The 21,755-nt window shown below is 60.5% G+C and carries 20 protein-coding genes; 10 read left to right on the top strand and 10 right to left on the bottom strand.

All coding sequences use genetic code 11. The features are described from left to right. Positions 1 to 8 precede the first annotated feature (8 nt). The 5 genes from zapE to ACK6BI_RS24945 form a co-directional block, all read right to left on the bottom strand. Positions 9 to 1,127 carry a cell division protein ZapE gene (gene zapE, locus ACK6BI_RS24965; RefSeq protein WP_409319170.1) on the bottom strand — a complete coding sequence of 373 codons (1,119 nt, stop codon included), beginning with the start codon at positions 1,125 to 1,127 and terminating at the stop codon, positions 9 to 11. A 22-nt stretch (positions 1,128 to 1,149) separates the two neighbouring features. Then, a complete protein-coding gene (locus tag ACK6BI_RS24960; RefSeq protein ID WP_065257968.1) occupies positions 1,150 to 1,491 on the bottom strand; it encodes a nuclear transport factor 2 family protein in 342 nt (113 codons plus the stop codon). Between the two features lie 51 nt (positions 1,492 to 1,542). Continuing rightward, positions 1,543 to 2,259: a helix-turn-helix transcriptional regulator gene (locus ACK6BI_RS24955; protein ID WP_409319169.1), complete on the bottom strand. Its 717-nt coding sequence runs from the start codon at positions 2,257 to 2,259 to the stop codon at positions 1,543 to 1,545. A gap of 176 nt (positions 2,260 to 2,435) precedes the next feature. Beyond that, complete coding sequence (speB, locus tag ACK6BI_RS24950) at positions 2,436 to 3,395, bottom strand: agmatinase (RefSeq protein WP_409319168.1); 960 nt, start codon at positions 3,393 to 3,395, stop codon at positions 2,436 to 2,438. A 26-nt stretch (positions 3,396 to 3,421) separates the two neighbouring features. Then, on the bottom strand, positions 3,422 to 4,513 hold the full coding sequence (locus ACK6BI_RS24945; protein ID WP_409319167.1) for a polyamine ABC transporter substrate-binding protein: 1,092 nt from the start codon (positions 4,511 to 4,513) through the stop codon (positions 3,422 to 3,424). Between the two features lie 99 nt (positions 4,514 to 4,612). On the opposite strand from ACK6BI_RS24945, the gene ACK6BI_RS24940 reads away from it, so the two are divergent. From ACK6BI_RS24940 to ACK6BI_RS24925, 4 genes are all read left to right on the top strand, one after another. Continuing rightward, on the top strand, positions 4,613 to 5,512 hold the full coding sequence (locus tag ACK6BI_RS24940; RefSeq protein WP_409319166.1) for a LysR family transcriptional regulator: 900 nt from the start codon (positions 4,613 to 4,615) through the stop codon (positions 5,510 to 5,512). A gap of 99 nt (positions 5,513 to 5,611) precedes the next feature. Further along, positions 5,612 to 7,078, top strand: coding sequence for a nucleobase:cation symporter-2 family protein (locus tag ACK6BI_RS24935; RefSeq protein ID WP_409319165.1), 1,467 nt, complete (start codon positions 5,612 to 5,614; stop codon positions 7,076 to 7,078). A gap of 69 nt (positions 7,079 to 7,147) precedes the next feature. Beyond that, positions 7,148 to 7,621, top strand: a complete 474-nt coding sequence (locus ACK6BI_RS24930; protein ID WP_409319164.1) for an LEA type 2 family protein — start codon at positions 7,148 to 7,150, stop codon at positions 7,619 to 7,621. A gap of 52 nt (positions 7,622 to 7,673) precedes the next feature. After that, positions 7,674 to 8,225, top strand: a complete 552-nt coding sequence (locus ACK6BI_RS24925) for a GNAT family N-acetyltransferase (protein WP_409319163.1) — start codon at positions 7,674 to 7,676, stop codon at positions 8,223 to 8,225. Here ACK6BI_RS24925 and ACK6BI_RS24920 read toward each other — a convergent pair. Further along, entirely contained in the window at positions 8,215 to 9,138 is a 924-nt protein-coding gene (locus ACK6BI_RS24920; RefSeq protein WP_260523409.1) for a carbon-nitrogen hydrolase family protein, read from the bottom strand. The genes ACK6BI_RS24925 and ACK6BI_RS24920 overlap by 11 nt on opposite strands. 84 nt (positions 9,139 to 9,222) lie before the next feature. On the opposite strand from ACK6BI_RS24920, the gene ACK6BI_RS24915 reads away from it, so the two are divergent. Continuing rightward, a complete protein-coding gene (locus ACK6BI_RS24915) occupies positions 9,223 to 10,137 on the top strand; it encodes a LysR substrate-binding domain-containing protein (protein WP_409319162.1) in 915 nt (304 codons plus the stop codon). On the opposite strand, the gene ACK6BI_RS24910 is transcribed toward ACK6BI_RS24915, so the two are convergent. After that, positions 10,138 to 10,392 carry a hypothetical protein gene (locus tag ACK6BI_RS24910; RefSeq protein ID WP_065257978.1) on the bottom strand — a complete coding sequence of 85 codons (255 nt, stop codon included), beginning with the start codon at positions 10,390 to 10,392 and terminating at the stop codon, positions 10,138 to 10,140. 153 nt (positions 10,393 to 10,545) lie between these two features. Between ACK6BI_RS24910 and ACK6BI_RS24905 the strand changes: the two genes are divergently transcribed. Beyond that, entirely contained in the window at positions 10,546 to 10,863 is a 318-nt protein-coding gene (locus ACK6BI_RS24905) for a YqjD family protein (protein WP_016982860.1), read from the top strand. 55 nt (positions 10,864 to 10,918) lie between these two features. Here the strand turns inward: ACK6BI_RS24905 and ACK6BI_RS24900 are convergent, their stop codons facing one another. Beyond that, the gene (locus tag ACK6BI_RS24900) at positions 10,919 to 11,950 is read right to left on the bottom strand and encodes an Ldh family oxidoreductase (protein WP_409319161.1); all 1,032 of its coding nucleotides are present in this window, start codon (positions 11,948 to 11,950) and stop codon (positions 10,919 to 10,921) included. A gap of 184 nt (positions 11,951 to 12,134) precedes the next feature. Here ACK6BI_RS24900 and ACK6BI_RS24895 point away from each other — a divergent pair, with 184 nt between their 5' ends. After that, the gene (locus tag ACK6BI_RS24895) at positions 12,135 to 16,913 is read left to right on the top strand and encodes a dermonecrotic toxin domain-containing protein (protein WP_409319160.1); all 4,779 of its coding nucleotides are present in this window, start codon (positions 12,135 to 12,137) and stop codon (positions 16,911 to 16,913) included. 146 nt (positions 16,914 to 17,059) lie between these two features. Next, positions 17,060 to 18,061, top strand: a complete 1,002-nt coding sequence (locus tag ACK6BI_RS24890) for a FecR family protein (RefSeq protein ID WP_409319159.1) — start codon at positions 17,060 to 17,062, stop codon at positions 18,059 to 18,061. 55 nt (positions 18,062 to 18,116) lie between these two features. On the opposite strand, the gene ACK6BI_RS24885 is transcribed toward ACK6BI_RS24890, so the two are convergent. Beyond that, the gene (locus tag ACK6BI_RS24885; protein WP_409319158.1) at positions 18,117 to 20,459 is read right to left on the bottom strand and encodes an acylase; all 2,343 of its coding nucleotides are present in this window, start codon (positions 20,457 to 20,459) and stop codon (positions 18,117 to 18,119) included. 302 nt (positions 20,460 to 20,761) lie between these two features. On the opposite strand from ACK6BI_RS24885, the gene ACK6BI_RS24880 reads away from it, so the two are divergent. Beyond that, on the top strand, positions 20,762 to 21,139 hold the full coding sequence (locus ACK6BI_RS24880) for a fe2+ zn2+ uptake regulation protein (protein ID WP_260523402.1): 378 nt from the start codon (positions 20,762 to 20,764) through the stop codon (positions 21,137 to 21,139). A gap of 18 nt (positions 21,140 to 21,157) precedes the next feature. Here ACK6BI_RS24880 and ACK6BI_RS24875 read toward each other — a convergent pair whose 3' ends face one another. Beyond that, a complete protein-coding gene (locus tag ACK6BI_RS24875) occupies positions 21,158 to 21,346 on the bottom strand; it encodes a hypothetical protein (RefSeq protein WP_065257985.1) in 189 nt (62 codons plus the stop codon). Between the two features lie 157 nt (positions 21,347 to 21,503). Here ACK6BI_RS24875 and ACK6BI_RS24870 point away from each other — a divergent pair, with 157 nt between their 5' ends. Next, a complete protein-coding gene (locus ACK6BI_RS24870; RefSeq protein ID WP_176704417.1) occupies positions 21,504 to 21,641 on the top strand; it encodes a hypothetical protein in 138 nt (45 codons plus the stop codon). The last annotated feature ends 114 nt before the right edge of the window (positions 21,642 to 21,755 follow it).

The following is a 21,755-nucleotide window of genomic DNA, read 5'->3' as shown; positions in this document are numbered from 1 at the left end:
TCCGTACATCAGGTCTCGACGAAGCGTTGCAGCTGCATCTCCTGCAAACGGCTGAGGGTCCGGCGGAACGGGAACTCCAGATACCCTTCGGTATACAGCGCCTCCATTGGCACCTGCGCCTCGATATACAACGGCACCTTGCGGTCGTAGCACTCGTCGACCAGGGCGATGAAGCGCCGCACACCGTCATCGTGCACCGACAGTTGCGGCAGCTCCCGATCACCCGCCGCCACGCGTTGCGCACCATCCTCGGTGCCACGGGCAATCCGCCCTTCGCGCTGTTTCGCACTCAGGTTCGGTACCTCGCTCAACAGGATAGCCCGGTAGGTATCGCACAGCGTGATGAAGTCCATCGCCGCGAAGGGTTGCTCGCACAGGTCGGCATAACGGCACCACAGCACCGACTCGCCGGCCTTCACGACATTCAAGGCCCGATAGCCGACCGGCACCGGTTCGGTACTGACGCGCTGCCCGGTCGCCAATGCATCGAACACCTTCGACAGTGCGCAATCCTCTTCAGGCACCGCCACCCAGTAGCGCTGCTCGATCGCCCCCGGATGCAGGCGATGATCCTCGGCACCGTTCACCGCAACCACCTGCATATGCTGCTTGATCGCGGTGATCGCCGGCAGGAAGCGGTCGCGGTTGAATCCGTCGGCATACAACTGATCCGGTGGCAGGTTGGAGGTGCAGACCACCACCATGCCTTCATCGAACATCACCTGGAACAAGCGGCCGAGGATGATCGCGTCGCCAATGTCGTTGACGAACAGCTCATCGAAGCACAGCACCCGCACTTCAGCCGCCAGCTCCCGGGCCAATGCCCGCAGAGGATCGGCGATGCCGGTCAGTTGAAACGAGCGCTGATGAACCCAGCCCATGAAATGATGAAAGTGCTGACGCCGGGCCGGCACGCGCAGGCTTTGATGGAATTGGTCCATCAGCCAGGTCTTGCCGCGCCCGACCGGGCCCCACAGATAAACGCCGGTGACCGAACGGGCACCGGCGTGCAGGGCTTCATGGCATTTTTGCAGCGCCCAGACCGCGTGTTCCTGGGCTTCATCCTGAATGAAGCCCCGGTGCTCGACGGCGTGTTGCCAAGCGCTTAATGGAGAGTCGAAAGTCATGCGCGGCAGTATGCCACGATGGCTACGCGGAAATATCCAGCCGTGCGATTTTGCCCTGTTCATTGAGGCGAAAGGTGTACCGCAGTTCCAGCGGACTGCCGGGAAACGAACCGGAAATCAACCCTTGAACCAACACCTTGCCGGTACGCTGCTGGACGCCCAATACCTCGACCCGAGGCTGATAGCGTCTGGCAGTGTCTTGCATCCAGTCGGCGATGGCCTGCGGGCCGACCTGATGATGGCCTTCATCAAACACATGGGCATCCTCGGCAAAAAAACTGCCGACCCGGGACGTATCGCGAGCATTGGCGGCGTTGATGTACTCGACGATGGCCGGGGCGAGTATCGAGGTGGGATGGAACATGAGTGCAACTCCTTGTTTTCGGTTCTGTCGCCATCCTAGAACAGCCCTGCGTCAGTTTTTGTCAGGAGTGAAACGCCCGCTTTCATCCAGTTCCATCTGCCGCTGCCAGGTGCGCAGCAGGTCGCTGCGACGCCCCGGATACCGCTCGCCCTGCAGGCTGACAGCGGAAATCCGGTCGGTGCGAAACGTGCGATACGCACCGCGCAATTCACACCACGCCACAATGATCCGCACCTCGTTGAGAAAGCCAAGCGCCAGGGGCCAGATCAGGCGCTGGCTCGGCACCTGCTGCGCATCGGCGTAATCGATGTGCAGCTTGGCCTGGTCGCGGATCGCCTGACGAAACATATTCAGCGGCACCACGTTTTGCGGAAAGCCGTAACCGGATGGCCCGGGCATGACCGTCGGGTTGCGCAAGGCTTCCTGGGCCTGGGGATCGAGTACCGCCGCAATTTTCGCCAGCGCGTCCGCCGCGGCTTTGCTCAGGACCTCGTCGCCGCGCTGATCGACGTAGCGCAGGCCGAGAACGATGGCTTCGGTTTCGTCGGCGTTGAGCATCAGCGGCGGCAGAAACAGGCCGTTGCGCAACACGTAACCGATGCCCGCCTCGCCATGGATCGGCGCGCCGAGCGCCGTCAGCTCGGCGATGTCGCGATAAAGGGTACGCTCGGAGATTTCCAGCTCGCACGCCAGTGTTGCGGCGGTGACCGGGCGCTTCTTGCCGCGCAGCACTTGCAGCAAGGTCAGTAAACGTGTGGTTCGCGACACGATGCGGGCTCTGGACAGAAATTTGCCGGAGCTTAGCAGAGCCTGGTGTCAGAAATTGTCAGGATCAACTTGAGAGCGAGCCTGCTCGCGAAAGCGGTGTATCAGGCAACGATGAGTCAGCTGGTCTGACGTCTTCGCGAGCAGGCTCGCTCCCACAGGGTTGTGCTGTGGCTGGCCTATCTATCAACTTTGTGACGGGCCGCGTAGAGGCAGAGCATTTCCATGGCCAGCGTCGCCGCCGCCAGCGACGTCACGTCCGCATGGTCATAGGCCGGAGCCACTTCCACCACGTCCATGCCCACCAGATTGATGCCGCGCAGACCGCCGAGAATTTCCAGCGCCTGCACGGTGCTCAAGCCACCGCAGACCGGTGTGCCGGTGCCGGGGGCAAAGGCCGGATCGAGACAATCGATGTCGAACGTCAGGTACACCGGGTTGTCGCCGACCCGCGCACGAATCGCCTCGACAATTGCCTCACAACCGCGGCGATGCACCTGCCGCGCATCCAGTACCTGGAAACCCTGATGATCGTCATTGGTGGTGCGCAAACCTATCTGCACCGAACGCGCCGGATCCACCAGCCTCTCCCGCGCCGCGTGCCAGAACATGGTGCCGTGATCGACCCGCTTGCCGCCCTCGTCCGGCCAGGTGTCGCTGTGGGCGTCGAAGTGGATCAGCGACAGTGTGCCGTGCTTGCGCGCATGGGCCTTGAGCAGCGGGTAGCTGATGAAGTGGTCGCCGCCGAAGGTCAGCATGGCGCTGCCTGAGCCGAGGATGTGCTCGGCGTGGGCTTCGATGCTTTCCGGGATGGTATGTGGCGAGCCGTAATCGAAATCGCAGTCGCCGTAATCGATCACCGCCAGATGATCGAACGGGTCGAACGCCCATGGCCAGTGCCGCTCCCAGGCGATCCCGGTGGACGCCGCGCGAATCCCCCGAGGCCCGAACCGGGCGCCCGGACGGTTGCTGGTGGCAGTGTCGAACGGCACACCGCTGACCGTCACGTCCACACCCCGCAAGTCGCGGCTGTAGCGCCGGCGCATGAAACTGGTGATCCCGGCGTAAGTGCTTTCGGCAGCGGTGCCGTAAAGGCTGTCTCGGGTCAGAGCCTGATCGTTCTGCATTGGCACGTCCATCGGTGTGCTCCTTGGTTTTTCCAGTGTTATTGATGGCTACGGAAAGTGGTCCACAGGCGTGTGCGCTGACGCATGTCCTTGAGGCTCATGCTGCGGTCGGCGTACAGCCGCTCTCGCACTTCGGGTTTCGGGTAAATGTCCGGATCGTTACGCACCGCTTCGTCCACCAGCGGCGTGGCGGCCTGGTTGGCAGTGGCGAAGAACAGTGTGTTGGTCAGCGCCGCCACGGATTCGGGGCGCAACATGAACTCGATGAAAGTACGCGCAGCTTCGGGGTGCGGCGCATCTTTGGGGATCGCGAGGTTGTCCTGCCATACCAGCGTGCCTTCCTTGGGAATCCGGTAAGCCACCTCAAACGGCTTGTTGGCCTTGCGGGCCTGATCGGCGGCCATGCTCGCGTCACCGTTGTAGGTCAGCGCCAGACAGATGCTGCCGTTGGCCAGATCGTTGATCTGCCGGCCGGTGGCAACGTACAGAACAGAAGGCTGCAACGTCTGCAACAAGGCTTCGGCGGCGGCCAGATCGCTCTTGTCGGTGGAGTAGGGATCCTTGCCGAGGTAGTGCAGCGCCAGGCCGATCACTTCCTGCGGTGAATCGAGAATGGCGATCCCGCAATCCTTGAGCTTGCTGGCGTACTCGGGTTTGAACAGCAGGTCGAGGCTGTTGAGCGGCGCGTCCGGCAGCCGCTGCTTGACCGCCTCGACGTTCATGCCCAGGCCGAGCGTGCCCCAGGTGTAAGGCACACCGTAGCGATTGCCCGGATCGACGGCTGCCAGTTTTTCCAACAAATCCGGGTCGAGATTGGCGTAGCCCTTGAGTCCGTCGTGAGGGATTTCCTTCAAGGCGCCGGCGGCCAAGCCACGGGCCAGCACGCTGGACGAAGGCACCACCACGTCGTAGCCGCTGCCGCCGGTGAGCAACTTGGTTTCCAGCACCTCCGAGGTGTCGAACGTGTCGTAGCGCACGTGAATGCCGGTTTCCTTCTCAAAGCGCTGCAAGGTTTCAGGCGCCACGTAATCGGCCCAGCTGTAGAGGTTGAGGGTCTTGTCTTCGGCCTGAGCGGCGATGGAGACGGTAAGCAACAACGCGGGGAAACACAGCTTGAACAAGGGAGCCATGACGAGCACCTGACCGAAGGAAGTGGTGGCAGGATGCACCGTCCATTACATTGCAAAAATATCAAGTTTGTTAACCTGACTTTATGCCGGAGTAATGTAATGCTCGGTCAGCTCCACGATGTCGATTTGCAGCTGCTGCGCCTGTTTCTCGGGGTGGTCGAGTCCAATGGCTTCAGCGCCGCTCAGGGTGAATTGGGCCTGAGCCAATCGAGCATCAGCCAGCAAATGGCCAGGCTTGAGACCCGTCTAGGCTATCGGGTGTGCAACCGTGGCAAGGGCGGTTTCAGTCTCACCCCCAAAGGCGAACAGCTGCTGATTGCCGCGCGCAGCCTGTTCGATTCCATCGAAACCTTCCGCCATCAATCCAATGGCGTTGCCGGGCGCCTGATCGGCGAAGTGCGCCTGGGACTGTCCGAAGCCGTCGATCAATCGGTGCTGCAACGGGTCGCCGAGGCGATCCGGCGCTTTCGCGAACGGGACGAATCGGTGCGCATCGAGCTGATCAGCGCCATGCCCGGTGAAATGGAACGTCTGCTGCTGCAACAGCGGCTGGATCTGGCCATCGGTTACTTCTCCCAGGTGCAACGCGCCTTCGATTACCGTGAACTGTTCAGCGAAACCCAGCATCTGTATTGCGCCCCCGGACATCCGCTGTTCATCGACGAGGCGCCTGATGACGCAGCGTTGCAGGCCTGCGACCAGGTCGATCATCCCTATCGGTTTCTGCGCAGTGACGAGCCGTTTCAAGGCAAGGTCTGCTCGGCGCGTTCGGAACAGGTCGAAGGCACCCTCGCCTTCATTCTGTCGGGTAAACATCTCGGTTATCTGCCCAGCCATTACGCCCGGCAATGGCAGGACAAAGGCCTGCTGCGCCCGGTGCTCGAAGGCGAGTTGAGCTTTGAAGTGGCGTTCCACCTGGCCCGCCATCGGGCGCAGGTGCCGGGAGATGCGCAGAAGGCGTTCGAGGAAGATCTGCTGTCCGCCTTTGGTCGAACCTGACCTTCCGGGCAGTTTTAATGCGTTGCCCTCGCCCCTCGCTTGCGGCATCCTGCGCACCCATTTTCCGACCCGGCCCCGCATTGCGGCACGCAAACCACCATGACCGTCTCTGAAAAAGCCCCGCGCAACAATGACTTGATCTACGGTCTCAACGACCGTCCGCACTTCACCGCGACGGTGTTTGCCGCGCTGCAACACGTACTGGCCAGCTTCGTCGGCATCATCACCCCGACCTTGATCATGGGCGGTGCCCTCGGTCTGCAGAGCGAAATCCCGTACCTGATCAGCATGGCGCTGTTCGTGTCCGGCCTCGGTACTTTCGTTCAGGCCAGGCGTTTCGGCCCGGTCGGCTCGGGGCTGTTGTGCCTCCAGGGCACCAGTTTTTCCTTCATCAGCGTGATCCTCAGCGCCGGTTTCATGGTCAAGGCCCGTGGCGGCGGCACCGATGAGATCCTGTCGACGATCTTCGGCGTGTGCTTCTTTGCCGCCTTCATCGAAGTGGTGCTGAGCCAGTTCATCGGCAAACTGCGTATGCTGATCACCCCGGTGGTGACCGGCACCATCATCACCCTGATGGGCCTGTCGCTGATCAAGGTGGCGATGACCGACATTGCCGGCGGCTTCGGCGCAGCGGATCTGGGCGCGGGCAGCCATGTGTTCCTGGCGGCGCTGGTACTTGCCACCATCGTGGTGCTGAACCGGGTCGACGTGCCGTTCCTGCGCCTGGGCGCCATCGTCATCGGCCTGACCCTCGGTTACGTGGTGGCGTGGCTGATGGGTACCGTGGATTTTGCCAACCTGCCGCAGGTGCCGGTGGTCAGCGTGCCGGTGCCGTTCAAGTACGGTTTCAACTTCGACTGGGTGGCGTTCGTACCGGTGGCGGTGATTTTCCTGGTGTCGCCGCTGGAAGCTGCCGGTGACCTGACCGCCAACTCGATGATTTCCCGGCAGCCGGTCAAGGGCCCGCTGTACATCCGCCGGATCAAGTCCGGGCTGCTCGCCGACGGTCTCAATTCCGCAATGGCTGCGGTATTCAACAGCATGCCGATGGTGACGTTCGCCCAAAACAACGGGGTGATTCAGCTCACCGGCGTCGCCAGCCGTTACGTGGCGTTCTTCATTGCCGGTCTGCTGGTGTTGCTGGGCCTGTTCCCGATGATCGGCGCGGTGCTGCAACTGATGCCAAAACCGGTGCTCGGCGGCGCCGAACTGGTGATGTTCGGCACCGTGGCCGTGGCCGGGATCAAGATCCTCGCCGAGGCCGGCCTGCACCGGCGCAACATGCTGATCGTGGCGATTTCCGTCGGCATGGGCCTGGGCATTGCCGCCGTGCCGGAAGTGCTGCGTGAACTGCCGCAGGCGCTGCGCAACATCTTCGAATCGCCGATCACCGTCGGTGCGCTGTGTGCGATCGTACTGAATCTCTTCCTGCCGGAAGAATTCATTGAACTGGAAGAAGATGACTTCGATCCGGAAGCCTCTATTCTTCAGGTCATGGAAAACCCCGAGACCCCGGCCAAGGGTGAACCCGCACCAAAGGCCGCTGTCGCACAGTTGAACCGTTGAGACTTCCGCTCGATGAAAAAAGGGCTGATACCGGCAACGGTTCAGCCCCTTTTCAATGAGAGAGCATCAATGCGTCGAATCCAAGCCGTCTTCCTTTCCTTGCTTCTGCTCTCCCTCAGCGCCTGCGCGCTGTTTCCCGACCGCGACCCGGTGAACATCAACGTGGTCGGCGTCGAACCATTGCCGAGCCAGGATCTGGAAGTGCGCTTCGCCATCAAGCTGCGGGTGCAGAACCCCAACGAAACCGCCATCGACTACAACGGCATTGCGCTGGATCTGGACGTGAACGGTCATTCGTTCGCTTCCGGGGTGAGCGATCAGAGCGGCTCCATTCCACGATTCTCCGAAGCCATCGTCAGCGTTCCCGTGAGCATTTCGGCGTTTTCTGTGCTGCGTCAGACCCTGGGCCTGAGCCAGACCCAGTCCCTCGACAACCTGCCTTACGTGCTGCGCGGCAAACTGGCGGGCGGGGTGTTTGGCACCATGCGTTTTGTCGACAGCGGCAAGCTCAGCCTGCCACGAGCCAGTGCCGCGGCCTGGTAAAGATGCGGTAGCCTGCCCCGCTCACCCTCAGAAACATGGAAGGCGCTGGTTTATGGAAAGCACCCCCACGCTGTACACCGAACGGCTGATTCTGCGTCCGCTGGAGCTGGCGGACGCAGCGGCCATTCAGCAGCAGTTTGCGCACTGGGAGGTGGTGCGTTATCTCAATGCCCTGGTGCCCTGGCCCTATCCAGACGACGGCGCCCTCACCTACCTGCGTGACATTGCGCTGCCGGCTATTGCGGCGGGTAAAGAGTGGCACTGGACGATTCGTCTCAAGTCGGCACCGGAGCAATTGATCGGCAACATCAGCCTGATGGACGAGCCGGACAACCACCGTGGATTCTGGCTGGCCCCGGCCTGGCAGGGTCAGGGCATGATGACGGAAGCCAGCGAAGCCGTGACCCGCTACTGGTTCGAAACCCTCGACCAGCCACTGATGCGCGTACCGAAGGCCGCACCGAATATTGGCTCGCGCAAGCTCTCGGAACGCACCGGCATGCGTTTGATCCGCACCGACGAGGACGACTTCGTCAGCGGTCGCTTCCCACGGGAAATCTGGGAAATCACCCGTGAGGAGTGGCAGCAGCACCTCAAGCGGTGAAGCGGACACCAGGTTTGGCGCGCTCATCCACGCTCAACTCGAACACATCCGGCCGTGCATAGTGGCCGACCACGTCGTAGTCATAGCGGGCCCGCACCAGTTCATCGGTGTCGATCTCGGCGGTGAGCAATCCGGCCTCGCCGCGCAACGGCCCTGCCAGCACATCGCCCATCGGCCCGACGATCACGCTGCCACCGGCAATCAGTGGTCGATCCCCCGGCCAGTTCGCGATTTCTACACCCAGTTCATTCGGCGAGGCCTGGACCTGACAGGCGCTGACCACAAAGCAGCGCCCTTCATGGGCGATGTGGCGCATGCTGACTTGCCACATCTCGCGTTCATCCACGGTCGGCGCACACCAGACCTCGATACCCTTGGCGTACATCGCCGTGCGCAGCAGCGGCATCATGTTTTCCCAGCAGATCACCGCGCCGAGCTTGCCGACCTGGGTGTCGAGCACCGGCAAGGTCGAACCGTCGCCCTTGCCCCAGATCAGCCGTTCGGTGCCGGTGGGCATGAGTTTGCGGTGTTTGGCCACCAGGCCCGCCTGCGGGTCGAAATACAGGGCGGTGCAATGCAGGGTGCTGCCGGCCCGTTCGATCACACCGATCACCAGATTGGCCCCGGTGCGCGCCGACAGCCCGGCCAACGCTTCGGTTTCCACGCCCGGCACATCGATGGCGTTGGCGAAGTAACGGGCGTAGGCCTCGCGCCCTTCGGGCAAGCGATAACCCAGTTGTGTGCCGAAGCCCTCGCCTTTGGGGTAACCACCGAGCAAGGCTTCGGGCATCACCACCAATGAGGCGCGGGATTCGAGGATGGCGTCTTCCCAGCTCAGGATCTGCTCCAGGGTTTCTCCCTTGCCACCGGGCAAGGCACCGATTTGCAGGGCGGCAACGATTGATTTGGGCATGGTGGTCACTCCGTGAGGTTCAGGTGTTGCTCATTCTCCGGCGCCACGGGATCATGAATAAAGCCCGACTCACTGCTGAATGATATGAACCATATGAATATCGCCACCGTCGATCTGAACCTGCTGAAAGTCTTCGAAGCCTTGCATGAAGAGTCCAGCGCCAGCCGCGCAGCGTTGCGCCTGGGCGTGACGCAATCGGCGGTCAGCGCGGCCTTGCGTCGGTTGCGCGAGGTGTACGGCGATCAATTGTTCGTGCGCACCGGCCGAGGGCTGGCGCCAACCCTCAAGGCCAATCAGTTGAAACCGGTGGTCAGCGATGCGTTGAACAAATGCCGGCAAAGCCTGGCAATGGTCGACCCGGCCGCCAACCAGTTCGAGGGCCGCTCGGTGGCTGTGGGGCTGTCGGATGATTTCGAAATCGCTTACGGACGGCGGTTGATCGAAGAGATCGGGCGGCGGGCACCGAAACTGCGTCTGATCTTCCGCCAGACCCACAGCCAGATCGTCGCCCGTGCGCTGATGGAGCGCAGCATCGACCTGGCAATCACCGCCGGCGGGTTCGCCGAGCGACTGCTCAGTCGTCAGGTACTGGGTGAAGGCGGCTATGCGTGTCTGGTGGATCCGGCGAGCCTTGCGCCCGATCAGCGGCAGATCGGCCTGGAGGAATTCGTCGCCCGGGAGCACATTCTGGTGTCGTCCGGAGGTTTTATCGGGATTACCGATGAAGGGCTGGCGGCGTTGGGGCTGAGTCGTCGGGTGTGCGCCTCGACCACGCATTTCGCGGCGTTGCCGCATCTGCTCAAGGGCAGTACTGCTGTGGCGACCATCCCGACCCATGCGGCGCAGGCCATTGCGTCACTGAGCGGGCTGGCCCTGCTGCCCTGCCCGCTGGCCTTGCCGCGTTATCCGGTCGAACTGGGCTGGCGCACCAATACCCAGATCGATCCGGTGGTGCTGAAGGTTCGCGAAGCGATTGTCGCCAGTTTCAAGACCGAATGATTACTTGTTGGCCGCCATCAGCCGGTTGACTTCACTGCGCACCATGTTGGCGAACTCCGGCGGCGACATACCGTCCAGCTCGGCGCGCACGAACTCGGCCCATTTGCCCTTGCGCTTGGAGCGCTCGCCGAACAATCGTGCGGCTTCGCCCTTGGCTTTGCCCAGATTGTTCTGCCAGAGTTCGAACAGTCGGGATTTCTCGTCTTCCACCGCCGCGCGCTCTGCGAGGGATTTGTTGGCCAGATTGAAACTCATGGGGAATTACCTGCTGCATGAAATGGCGATATCTTACACTCTGGACGGAAATCTCCGGCGCTGGTTTTTCTTTGCGAGAGAAATTCACTGCAACTTTTCAAGCGGCGCCATACTCCATTTAACACTGTCCATTCACTTGCAAGGAGTCACCCAATGGCCCGCAAAAGCGCCGTTCAAGCCGCTGAAGACCAAATCAAGGATCAAGCGTTCAGCGAACTTCAGGCTTTGATCGAAGAGTCGGACAAGCTGCTCAAAAGCAGTGCTTCACTGGTCGGCGAGGAAGCCGAGACCCTGCGCGGCCAAATCGCCTTGAAGTTGCAGCAGGCGCTTGATTCGGTCTCCAGCGTGCGCGACCGCACCAAGCCGGCGGTGGACGCCACCGAAAGCTACATCGGCGGCCACCCGTGGCAAACCGTGGCCATCTCGGCCGGATTTGGTCTGGTGGTGGGTTTGTTGCTCGGTCGCCGCTGACCGAAACAAAAAAGGCGAGCCCGTCGGGCTCGCCTTTTTCATGTCCGGACAAACGTCATTCGCCCGCCAGTTCCCGTAACTGCTTCAGGGTCGGCTCGTCCAGCACGATCCCTTCAGCCAGTGATCTGGCCCGCTGCAAATGCCGGCGATCACCCGGCAAGCGCTTGAGCCCTGCCCCGTGCATCTGCCTGACCAGTTCCTGACTGCGCTCGGCGAAGCTCTGCCCGGCGGTCTTGCTCGGGTCGATCACAATCAGCAGCTGACCGGTCCACGGGGTTTTGGCCCCTGGATGGTTCTTCCAGTCGAATTCGAACGAGAAGTTGCCGCCGGTCAGCGCGGCGGCCAATAGCTCCACCATCATCGACAGTGCCGAACCTTTGTGCCCGCCAAAGGGGAGCAATGCCCCGCCCTCGAGAATTGCTTTCGGATCGCAGGTCGGCTGACCGAGGCTGTCCACACCCATGCCCGCCGGCAGCTTCTCGCCCTTGCGCGCGGCAATCTGTACATCTCCGTGAGCGATCGCACTGGTGGCCAGATCGAACACGATCGGCGCACCGTCGACACGCGGCGCGGCAAAGGCGATCGGGTTGGTGCCGAACAACGGGCGGTCAGCACCGTGGGGCACGACACAGGTCATGCTGTTGACCACGCTCAGCGCCACCAGGCCTTCGTCGGCGAAAGGCTCGACGTCCGGCCACAGCGCGGCAAAGTGATGGGAATTGCGGATCGCCAATATCGCGATCCCGGCCCGGCGGGCCTTTTCCACCAGCAGCGCACGCGCCGCCGCCAGCGCAGGCTGGGCGAAACCGTTGCCGGCATCGACACTGACGAAACCCGATGCGACGTCCTCGACCTTCGGCACGGCCTGGCCGTTGACCCAGCCGCTGTCGAGGGTCGAAACATAACCCGGAATCCGGAAAACACCGTGGCTGTGAGCGCCGTCGCGCTCAGCGTTGGCGCAGTTGTGCGCCAGGGTTCTGGCGACATCGTGCGAGGTGCCGTGACGGATGAAGATTTTTTCCAGCAGTTGAGTCAGCTCGTCCAGAGAGACCGTGGACGAGACCGCATGATCGTGTGGCGCAGACATCTGAAGCTCCAGAATAATTATTGGAGGGAACAACAGCGTACGAACTGACGCATCCGGATTAACCACGGGCTGCCGGTGGCCTGTCAACCCTGCGCGATATTCATATACCACCCTTGCATTCCTCACGTCCCCCAGTCTCGAGCCTCACTACTCACGTGCGGACGCACACTGACGAGGCTTGACGATGCCCATCCCCACTTCTGTATTACTGTTTCCCGAAGCACTCGACGCCCCGGGCCGCTGGCCCGAACTGGGCAAAACCCACGGCCTCGAAGAAAAGGATTTCAGATGGCTGGCCCATGTCAGGCTGGCGTCCGACACCCTGCGGCGCCAGCAAAGGCCGCCCATGTCGGCCGAACGTGTTCTGCTCAATGCCGACAGTCAGAATCCCGTTCCACTGCCGGGTGCATTTGTTTTGAGTGACACGCCTTATGACAAGGGCCAGATCCTCTATACCCCGTACGAAGGCATCCGCAAATATCACAGCCGGACGGATCTTAAGACTCAGCTCGAATCGCGCCTCAGAACAACCGACGATCAGGACACCTTGCTGGCATTTCTACCCTTGACCCAACAACGCAGCCTGCAGGATGCCGAGCGTATTTCGGTGACGTTCTCGATCATTGAAGAGGATGTATTCGAGGAACGCGACGAAACCCTCAGGCAAGGGCCATTACTCAATGCCCAGACCATGCTGGACGAACTCAAGAAGCTGCCGAGCCTGACGCAATGGCTGGACAGCGCCCTGGATGAACTGCTCAAACCTCACTTCGGAACACTGCAACAACGTCGCACCCGTGTCCGCATTCATGCGGCCCGCGACGGTGAAAGCCATCAACTCTCCTCCGGGGATGCCACCGTAGCGGCCTCCATAAGTCTGAGCGAAGCGGTGTTGATGCATTATCGCCACCAACGCTGGCCGGGTGTTCGCCTGCCCGATTTTTCCCACCCCGACAGGACACCGGACATGCACGATCAGGCGCAGTGGAGAAATGCCGTCACCCAGGCATCGGGCATGTTGCCGGCCCTGCTGTTCCGCCAACTGGAGCATTACTGGAACGGTGCGGCGGCCCCGGGATTGACCCGTCGCACATTGCTCGCCCGGGTCCTGGAAGACCAGGCCCGCGTCGACTGGCTGCTCAAGCGCGAGGCGGGAATACTCGATGCCAACCAGTTCTGCACGTTGCTTAAGTTGATTCACCCCGCTGCCGAGGGCCCCCCCGCCCCCATCGCCGAGACCGTACGCCTCTGGGAAAACCCGGCCAATTATGTGGAGCTGGCCGGATCGCTGATGATCAGCGGTGCCGGCTCGTTTCTTTACACGCCCTCTCAGGGTCTTCAACAGCTCAAGGATTATCAGGACCTGAAAGCCACCCTGCAGGAAAAATTCCTCGCCGAAGGTCACGAAGACGAGCTCTATGGGCTCCTGGGCCTGGAGGAGCGCAACCGCTTTCTGGGTTTCGATCAGCCCCGGGTTTCGGGAGAGCGGGTAGCCGGCAATGTCTTCCGGTTCCTCAGCGAATCGATCATCACCAAGCAGCGACAGAACATCGAATACGCCCTGCAGGTGTTTCGCCTCAGCGACGGAGCGGTGAACCTCCACGCGTTGTTCGACAAGAGCCTGGATGTCCGCTCGATGATTCACGAGCAACTGCAACAACTTGATGCACAAGGACGCTGGAGTACACAACCGGCCTGGTCCGGCAACCAGCAGCCTTCAATCGTTCTGGCCGACAAGGCCCGCGCGGCCATCAAGACCTTCCAGGCCGTCGACCTCCCGCTTCGGGAGAATCTCCACAGACAGCCCATTACGACCCGCGACACCCAGCGCGAATGGCTCGAAAACATGAAAGCGGACCTGGCCCACGCCTGGTTTGTCGGCATAAACGGTGAAGCCAGGCTCAGGGCATCGAGCGGCAGTCTGCCCGACTGGGCCCGGGTGCTCGTCGAAACCGTCATCGATGCCGATCGGCCGAGCCGTCTGGAACGCCGCAGCCTCAACGGTTTCCGACCCGACGCCTATACCCTCACTCTTGACTCTCCCGACGGCAGGACAGTATGGCCCCTGGCCCATTGCGTACTCATGACCGAGCGTGGAGGGCTCGACGCCCGGCACTCCGGGCGCACTGTGTTATGGATGCCCGCGCTGGGACTGGAGGTTTTCGAAAACATTGCCATCGCCCGTCAGGCACTGGACCGACGCTTGCGCGACAATGTTCAATGTCTGTCGCTGCTGGAAAATATCGTTCCCGATCAGTACCTGCCCCATCAGCGCTACACCCTCGGACGGTTTCGCGTCATCCTTCGCAACGTGCTGCACGAGCGCATGCAATCGAGCATCGAGCACTATCTGGCAGCTTGTGAACAGGTGCGTCAGCGTATGACTGAAGTGATACGCCGTGAGAAGGCACTATCAGGACTGCTCAAGATACCGCTCCAGACCAACCTGCGCCTGGCATGCGAGTATGCCAGGGCCATCGAGAACCAACAGACTTATCCTGCCTGGCTGAGCATGGCCCCGGTCAACGACCAGAAACGGCACGTCGAACTGCTTGAACGGTGGAATCAGAGCGTCATCGACGATCAGGACTACCTGACTGGCGTGACACCGCTGGCCGAGCATGTCGAGCAAGCATTGAAAACTTCTCTGAGTCTTCGTTTTCCAGACAGCCAACTCGATCCCCGCCAGATCGAGATCATTCCCGATCTGGCGTTGGCCGGCCCGCCTTGCAACCTGGTGGATTTTGCCCTGAATCACGTCAATGTACTCCAGGGCACGGGGTACAGGGTTGCATCGAAAACCTCCAGCCCCTTGCCTGCCGGACTGGACCGCGCAACCGTCGATCAATTGTTGCTGTCACTGGAGATCCCGGATAGCTATGGTCGAAAAGTGGCTGCGGCACTATCGACGAACACAATTGAAAACCGTGAACGCAAAAGGCGTTTTTTCCGGCAGATTCCCTGGCAACTGATGCAGCACGCCCATGCATTGAAACTACAGCAACGTCTGTCCACGAAGGCTTATGAGCAAATCAGTCAGGGACTGGATATGCCCGATGGCTATGCACGAGCCACCGTGCCCGGTGTACATGTCGTCGTCAGCCCGCTGGCACTGGTCAAGACACCCGGCGCAACGGCAGAGACCGCATCAGGCCTTTACGTCTTTTGTCCGGGTCAGAGGCACGAGGGACCGCTGGTGCTCTACGCACCCTACTCCGAACACGTGTTCCACGAGTTCAGGGACGAAAAGGCGTTGATCGCAGCACTGAATACGCCGGGACCTCTGCAGAACCTGTTGATTCGGCGCTTGCCTGCCGGAAGGCAGGCGGTCTTCCGCAGTCTGCTGGCAGCTACCGCAGACGAGATCAGCGAAATGACCCTGGCCAGCCGTCCCATCGAAGGCAACCTGCTGGAACACTTGTACGAAGACAACCTCAAGCTATTGCAACGACAGCTTGAATCGCAGACCGAACGCGAAGCACAGTCCGATTGGGAAACCGCCAAGACCCTGTTCAGCCAAGGCATCAGGCAGGTGTCGACCACCCTGCAGGGCAAACTGGCCTTTGTACCCTTTCTATGGCGCGCCTATGAAGGATTCAAAGACTCGGCCGAAGCCTTGCAGAACCATCACTGGAAACGGGCTTTGCAGTCCTTTATCGACGGTGGCGTGCAGATGATCCATATGGCTCTGCTGCCGGAGATCTCGGGCGCAGACACCGCAGTCGAACAGGAATACTCGAACTCCGACATCAGTGAAATCGAGCCGACCTCGCCGATGCGAACCCGGATGCAATCATCGGAAGCCACTGACGTTGCGCTAAAGGATCTCGTATATGGCTCGGTAAACGGTACTTACCGGCAACCAGACTCCAATCGCGATTACACAGCCATCAATGGCAAGGTCTACGAGATCAAAAAACGTGATTCGGCCTGGCAACTGGCAAGCATCGGAAAACACGGCCCATTCTTTCAAAAAAGCGGCCTGGCGATGGTTCAGGTGCCGACCTGGCAGACCGTTCACTACGGCCAGGCTTTCAGGAAGCTGGCCGAGCGCAACACCATCTCCCGAGTACGTCGAACCATATTGAACATCGAGGCTCGCGGCATGGATGAAATCCGCCAGAAGTACCCGGACAAGGCCCGGGTGCTGGTGAACGCCATCGATCTCGCACGACGCTATGCGTTCTATTGCCTGCATAACCTCACACCACTCAGCAGCGGAACCGACAATCCCCGTGTAACCCGCTTCCTAGAGACCTTTTTTGATGTGCCCCGCATCACCACTGCAATGCTGGTCAAGATCAACACCACGATCCTGCCGATCTGCCAGGCACTGGTGGACCCGACCGATGAACTGCTGGACACCGATCGCTTCGTTGTTGGATCAAACCGGTTCCTGCCCGATGTCATTGCGTTCGTGCTGGACGGCGACAAAAAAAAACAGGTGCATTTCACTGAGCACTTCTTCGACCAGCAGCTGGATCATTTCAAAACCTATTTGCTGGAGCCGTTCGATGTCGATGGCCATGCACAGGCCTCGACACTGATTCATGAATTTGCCCACCAGTTCAGCAAAGCGCTGGATATTGCCTCGTTGAGAGCACGGGAGCCGTTCAGCGACCTGATTTCGACCATCACGGCTCGCGGAGCGTTACTGTTTCAGGAGCTCGAGTTCGATCAGAATTCCGCATTGTCATTGAGCACTCCGAGGGCGCAGTTGTTCGCGGAATGGAACACGACACTCAAGTCCTGGGTCAGCATCGACAACATTCCGGAGTTCCAGCTCATCAGTGCCGAGGTTCTCAAACTGACGAAAAGCCAGACCATCCAGGAGGCTCGCAACGCCTTTCTCGATCAGCAATCGCCCGACGCACGGATTGACGTCATTCTGCGCAATGCCGATTCCATCGCCCGTCTGATCTGCGAAATTGGCCGCCAGCTGGATCCGGTCCAGTCCCCTTGAACGTAAACATTCACGATCGCGGTTCCCGTGCGTCCTGATTTTGCAGGTATCGGGTGAAAAATGCCGCCATTGATGGGAAATAGCCATGACCGCAGTTCTCGTCACCTTCCCGTCAAGGTTAGAATGCAGCAAATCAGGACGAGTCAATGACCCAGAACACCCTCTCCGAAGCCGAATACGATGCGATCACCGATGCCGCCGCGCACTGGTGCATGCGCCTGCATGCCGTCGATTGCACGGCCGAGGAACGGCTCGCGTTCGAGCAATGGCGCGATGCGCACCCGCTACATGCCTTCGAGTACGAGGCCATGCTGGAAATCTGGGAAGTCGCCGAACACTTGCCGCACCCGGCGCCTGCGGTGGTAGCACCGACCCGCCGGCCGGCCCGGACCTGGCGCCAATATGCGGTAGCGGCGTCCGTCTGCGCGCTGGCGCTGCCATTGGCAGCCTGGACCGGCTGGAACCTGGGCTGGCTGCCCGACAGCTATCAGCATTTTGCGGCCGCCGACAACGTTCGCCATGTCACCCTGGGCGATGGCAGTCAGGTCGAGCTGAACCTCAACACCGAACTGACCTTCAGCAATTACAAGGACGAGCGGCGTGTCACCCTGAAAAAGGGTGAGGCGTTCTTTGAAGTCAGCCATGACCTGAGCCACCCGTTCATCGTCAAGGCAGCCGAAGGCAGGATTCGCGTCACCGGCACCCGTTTCAATGTCTGGATGTATGAAGATCAGGTGAAGGTCAACCTGGTCGAAGGTTCCGTGCTGGTCACCAGCAACACTCGGTTGTCCGGTGATGGCCTGCGTCTGGGGCCTTCGATGCAGGCGCGCTACAAACACGGCGATTACATGCCGCAAATCAGCCAGACCTACGCCAGCGACACCTCGCTGGCCTGGCGCAGCGGGAAGTTGATTCTCGATAACCTGGCGTTGAACGAAGCCCTGCCACTGATCAACCGTTATCTGGACAAACCGCTGATGCTGGCCGATAGCGCCACGGGTTCGATCCGGGTCGGCGGTATCTACAACGTCAAAGAACTCAACAGCTTCGCCGGCTCGATGCCCAAAGTCCTGCCGGTGTTCATCACCCGAAACAAGGACGGCAACCCGGTCATCAATCCGATCCCGCAGCAACCGCCCAAAAGCTGAAGGCCGCCCCCTTACGCAAGCGGCCTTCAGTGTTGTTGCAATAGACGATGACTGATTACTGCGCCGCCACGTTCCCCGATTTATCCAGTGCTTCACTGACACTCTGCACCTGGTACTGCGGATCGGCCTTGATCTGCTGTTCGGTGAACGGCAATGCGCTCCACTGTTTCTTCGAAAAGGCTTGGGTCTGATCCCGCGAGTACTTCGACGCCGGATCGCTGGACAGCGAAAACGCAAGCAGCCCCTGAGCGTGCGGCCCGTTGTCGTCGAACGTCACCACTTGCAGATAGCTGGTGCCGCTGACCACTTCCAGTTTGCCGTCTTCGCGGGGCACGCTCTGGATCGCGTTGTAGATTCCCAACGTACCGGGACCGCCATGAATCGGCGTCTGTTGACCGCCGCTGCTGGCCACCTGGACGTCGCCCCAACGGGTTTGCGCGGTCAGCCCCATCTTGCCGGCCGATTCCGCTGACGCCAGCATCGCCTCACGCAGCGCCTTCATCACTTCGGGCTTTTCAGTCGCCAGTCCTCGTGGGGTATGTTGTGCGTCCTTCGGGTCGAATGCCACGCGCCAGACATCCGGCGACTCCTGCAGGGCTTGCATGATCATCTGGAAATGCACCAGTCCGATTCCCGAATCCAGGTTGGCCCGACCGTCCCACGCCTTGAGACTGGCGCACACAGGCTTCAATGTCGCTTCGTCGGCAACCGACCTGTCACAGAACTGCAGCAGGTCCGGCAGTACCTGGCTGGCCAGGTACACCTGATCGTCCATCACCATGTGTTGCAGATCCTGAACCGAGACCGTCCCCCTTTTGCTCAGGCTTGCCAGGCGATCCAGTGCAAAGCGCGAACGCAGACCCAGTGGCTGATCCTGCTGGCTGATCAACGGCGAAAATCCGGTCAGCGGTTGTGCGGGGTTGACCAGCCAGGCCGAATCGTTGGAGTGCTGGACGAAATCCTTGCGCAACAGTTGCGGCAACTGGCTGGAAGCGAAAATGCCCTGCTGTGCCGCTTTCGGATCGGTATCCCAGGCGCAGTCACTGTTGGAGCCATCGAGCACGATCATCTGCAGCCCCATGCGTGGATCGCTGCATTTGGCCAGCTTGTCGACGCTGACGTTCGGCACCACCGACAAGTTCATGTACAGCGTCTGCCCCTTGTCATCCACAGCCAGCGTATTGACCCATGGGATGCCCTGAATCCGGTGTACCGAGTCCTGCAATTGCTTGAGGCTGGCCGCATGGTTCATGGCGTACCACTGCGTCAGCACACGGTCGTTGTCGAGATTGGCGTCGCGCAGGCTGTAGGCGTACTGGTTGTCCCAGTCCAGCTTGCCGGGCCATTGCACGATCGGACCGAACTGCGAGCTGTAGATGTCCCGAGTCACCGGCACGATCTGGCCATCCGCCTGTCTGGCCTGAACGGTGACGGTCTGTTTGTTCAATGGCAGGGATTTTCCGTCCAGCAGGTAGCGGGTCGGATCCTTCGGATCGAGTTGCAGGCGATACAGGGTGAAATGTCTGGACGCGTCGACGGTATGGGTCCAGGCCAGATGCTGGTTGAAACCGATGTTGATCATCGGCAGGCCAGGCAACGCAGCGCCCATCACATCCAGCTTGCCCGGAATGGTCAGGTGCATCTGGTAGAAACGCATGCCGCCGACCCACGGAAAGTGCGGGTTTGCCAGCAACATGCCGCGGCCGTTGAAGGAACGTTCGCTGCCCACTGCCACCGCGTTGCTGCCGCGGTCCAGTGCAAAGCGTTGCAGACGAGTGGCCGCCAACTGATAGGCTCGGGCATCCTGTTCGACCCGAGCGCTGGCCTGAGGTGGCGTGGCCCCCGCCAACGCCTCGGCGAACTGGCCGACGCCGCCCTCGACCAGCAACCGGCGCGTCAGCTTCACCAGGTCTTCGGCGACGATATCCCGCACCCACTCCCCCTGACACTGCTGTGGCAGCCCCTGCTGGCGACGCTCGGCCAGGTAGCGGTTGTAGCCGGCAGCATAACCTTGCAGCCGGTCACGCACCTCGACCGGCTGCGCCTGCCAGAACGTACTGACCGCCTGCGGGGTGTTGAGCCACTGGAAGAACACATCACTGACGCGATTCTCGCGCTCTTCGACCGTGAGCTGCTCGGGTCCGAAATAACGTGAACGCTCACCGTTGACTGTCACGATCTCGCTGGCCAGCAGGCACAGATTGTCCTGCGCATAGGCGTATCCGATACCGAACCCGAGACCGCGTTCGCTCTGCGCACGGATGTGCGGGACGCCGAACTGCGTACGACGGATGTCGGCCTCGGCCTGAGTGGAAGGGCTGAAGGCATGCGCCGACAGACTCAGCCCGAGAAACATGCCGGCAAGGGTCAGCCCGGTTAACCGCCTGGAAATAATCACGCTCGCTCCTGATCGAAATGCCGAGGAGCGGATCCACGTCGTACCGAACCGTTTGAGATTGCAGCGGATCCGCTCCGGAAAACACCCTTGCGTCCACGCGCAATGAGCCTGATCGAAAAACGAAACCGATGAAAAAAAATTTAGGGGAATACCCGGGCGATTCAGGCCCTGATCACGGGAAAAAGACGAATCAACGACAAATTTTCTACATTTTTCGCTTCATGATTTGTCGGGCTGATACGTCTTGTTTAAAGAGAGCACCAGAAATCCTTCCTGATCAGGCTCTGAAAAGGAGTAATCCCATGTACAACCCGCAACTACCATCGGACGGTAGCCAGGCACATCAAGGAGCTTCCATGGGTTCGCACGCCGGCGTATTCGGACAACGCACCGAACGCCACGGCAATGAACGTATTCGCCTGCTGCTCAAGAGCTTCGGCCTGCGCACCAGTCTGATTCGCCTGAAAGTCATTGACGCCCTGCTGATCGCCGCCGAGAGCGACCGTAGCCTTGGCGTACGCGGTGTTCACAGCCAATTGCTGGAGCTGGGCATTCCGCTGTCGTTTCTCAGTGTGCGCGAAGTGTTGAAGCGCCTGTGCGCCGAAGGTGTCATCACCTTCAACGCCGACAAGAGCTACAGCCTGCATCCACAGGCCGCCGCTGTCCTCAATAGCCACTGAATCCCTTCTTGAGCGCCGTCAGGGTTTGACCTTGCGGCGCATCACGCCGTTGATCACCACCACGACCACCGCCACCCCCATGGCGATGTACTGGAACATTTTTTCGCTGAGCATCCCGGCGTTCTGCAGCCAGGACAGGCCGAGCATGATCGCCAGCACGGCGACGGCGATCAGAATCGAATATTTCAAACGTTGCGACTGGGTCATTGCGGGTTCCTGAAACCTGGAAATGTATCGGGTTTGTATCGGCGTTGATGCCATGCGCATACCCATTCGCGGGGATGCGCCGCCGTAAACGAGGTCACATGTTACAGCCGATGAAGAGTTTTGACTCCTTACGGCGTTAACCATGAGGACTTTTGAAATGCTGCGTCGAATCACCTGGCTGATTCCAGTTCTGGCACTGCTCACACTGAGCGGCTGCATCATTATCCCCCACGGCGGCTGGCATGGCGATCATCGCTACTACGGCGCCGGCCCTGGTTATTACCAGCATCGGTAAATCCGACACTTGAAGAACACCGACAATGCTCGTTTCAAGTGCAACATCTGATTGAATGCCCATGAAAAATGCCCACGAGAATGTGGGCATTTTCTATTTTCTTCATAACATTAT

Origin of the sequence: Pseudomonas sp. KCJK9016 (assembly GCF_046231795.1) — a bacterium.
In the GTDB taxonomy this organism is placed as follows: domain Bacteria; phylum Pseudomonadota; class Gammaproteobacteria; order Pseudomonadales; family Pseudomonadaceae; genus Aquipseudomonas; species Aquipseudomonas bananamidigenes.
The sequence above is the reverse complement of the archived record's forward strand: the minus strand, read 5'-3'. Positions and strand labels throughout refer to the sequence as shown.

Bases quoted from the DNA above. Each gene is read 5' to 3' on its own strand.
- zapE (WP_409319170.1), bottom strand. From the start codon at position 1,127: ATGACTTTCGACTCTCCATTAAGCGCTTGGCAACACGCCGTCGAGCAC.
- ACK6BI_RS24960 (WP_065257968.1), bottom strand. From the start codon at position 1,491: ATGTTCCATCCCACCTCGATACTCGCCCCGGCCATCGTCGAGTACATC.
- speB (WP_409319168.1), bottom strand. From the start codon at position 3,395: ATGGACGTGCCAATGCAGAACGATCAGGCTCTGACCCGAGACAGCCTT.
- ACK6BI_RS24945 (WP_409319167.1), bottom strand. From the start codon at position 4,513: ATGGCTCCCTTGTTCAAGCTGTGTTTCCCCGCGTTGTTGCTTACCGTC.
- ACK6BI_RS24940 (WP_409319166.1), top strand. From the start codon at position 4,613: ATGCTCGGTCAGCTCCACGATGTCGATTTGCAGCTGCTGCGCCTGTTT.
- ACK6BI_RS24935 (WP_409319165.1), top strand. From the start codon at position 5,612: ATGACCGTCTCTGAAAAAGCCCCGCGCAACAATGACTTGATCTACGGT.
- ACK6BI_RS24930 (WP_409319164.1), top strand. From the start codon at position 7,148: ATGCGTCGAATCCAAGCCGTCTTCCTTTCCTTGCTTCTGCTCTCCCTC.
- ACK6BI_RS24925 (WP_409319163.1), top strand. From the start codon at position 7,674: ATGGAAAGCACCCCCACGCTGTACACCGAACGGCTGATTCTGCGTCCG.
- ACK6BI_RS24920 (WP_260523409.1), bottom strand. From the start codon at position 9,138: ATGCCCAAATCAATCGTTGCCGCCCTGCAAATCGGTGCCTTGCCCGGT.
- ACK6BI_RS24915 (WP_409319162.1), top strand. From the start codon at position 9,223: ATGAACCATATGAATATCGCCACCGTCGATCTGAACCTGCTGAAAGTC.
- ACK6BI_RS24910 (WP_065257978.1), bottom strand. From the start codon at position 10,392: ATGAGTTTCAATCTGGCCAACAAATCCCTCGCAGAGCGCGCGGCGGTG.
- ACK6BI_RS24905 (WP_016982860.1), top strand. From the start codon at position 10,546: ATGGCCCGCAAAAGCGCCGTTCAAGCCGCTGAAGACCAAATCAAGGAT.
- ACK6BI_RS24900 (WP_409319161.1), bottom strand. From the start codon at position 11,950: ATGTCTGCGCCACACGATCATGCGGTCTCGTCCACGGTCTCTCTGGAC.
- ACK6BI_RS24895 (WP_409319160.1), top strand. From the start codon at position 12,135: ATGCCCATCCCCACTTCTGTATTACTGTTTCCCGAAGCACTCGACGCC.
- ACK6BI_RS24890 (WP_409319159.1), top strand. From the start codon at position 17,060: ATGACCCAGAACACCCTCTCCGAAGCCGAATACGATGCGATCACCGAT.
- ACK6BI_RS24880 (WP_260523402.1), top strand. From the start codon at position 20,762: ATGTACAACCCGCAACTACCATCGGACGGTAGCCAGGCACATCAAGGA.
- ACK6BI_RS24875 (WP_065257985.1), bottom strand. From the start codon at position 21,346: ATGACCCAGTCGCAACGTTTGAAATATTCGATTCTGATCGCCGTCGCC.
- ACK6BI_RS24870 (WP_176704417.1), top strand. From the start codon at position 21,504: ATGCTGCGTCGAATCACCTGGCTGATTCCAGTTCTGGCACTGCTCACA.